This window comes from Aeromicrobium sp. PFPM2_SD2 (assembly GCF_057364525.1).
On sequence record NZ_JBNFNZ010000668.1, the window covers coordinates 1 to 906 of the forward strand.

The window sequence follows — 906 nt, forward strand, 5'->3', positions numbered from 1 at the left end:
CAGCCTGGCCACGCGGGCCAGGGCGGCCTGCTCGCGCTCGGTGCGGCGGGCGACCGTGGGGGAGACGGCCTGGGTCAGCGCGACCGTGACCGGCAGGCCGAGCAGCACCACGAGCGCGAGGGTGACGTCGACCTGCAGCAGGTAGACCGCGGTGAGCACGACCGTCACCAGCGACGCGAGGGTGTAGCCGAGCTGGCGCACCAGCATGGAGACCTTGTCCGCGTCGGAGGTGGCCAGCGACAGCGTCTCGCCGGAGAGCTGCTCGTCGCGCAGCCCGCGCGGGTCGAGCACGTGGCCCGCGACCTCGAGCCGGAGCCGGTGCGACTCGGCCTGCTGGGCGCGCAGCGTCATGCGTCCGCCGAACCGGTAGCTCAGGCTGAACACGAGGAAGACGACGGCCAGCCCCAGGCAGGCCAGCAGGAACGGGCCCAGGTCCCCGGTGGCGGTGCCCCGGTCGACGACCACGCCGACCATCACCGGCACGGCCGCCTCGCCCAGCTGCCACAGGACGATCAGCGGGTAGCTGAGTGCGACGAGCCGCCGGTTCCGGGTGAACGGCCCGAGGACGACCTGTCGGGCGGTGCGCGGGACGTCCGCGGCGCCCGGTGCGGGGGCGGGACGGACGGGTCGAGGCACCGGTCCATCCTTCCTCACCGGCCTGCCGGTGCGGCACCCGGTCCCGCGGCGCTCAGCGGGCGGCGAGGTCCAGCGCGAAGCCCCACAGCAGGACGTCCGGGAACGGGGCGCCAGTCCAGGTCCGGCCGCCGGACGAAGCCGCGCGAGCCGTACAGCCGGTGGGCCGTCGTCATCTCGGGCAGCGAGCACAGCCGCACCTCGGCCAGCCCGGACGTGCGCGCGGCGACGAGGCAGCGTCGAGCAGCGCGGCACCGACGCCGCGGCCACGGG

General features: G+C 75.7%; 1 protein-coding gene and 1 pseudogene. Both read right to left on the bottom strand.

Annotated elements, in window-relative coordinates; genetic code table 11:
• Nucleotides 1-636 (bottom strand): ABC transporter transmembrane domain-containing protein (locus AC2W7G_RS17305; RefSeq protein WP_485869528.1); only part of this gene is annotated, 636 nt, incomplete at its 3' end.
• 14 nt (nucleotides 637-650) lie between these two features.
• Nucleotides 651-906 (bottom strand): annotated as a pseudogene (locus AC2W7G_RS17310) (hypothetical protein); the annotation flags it as partial.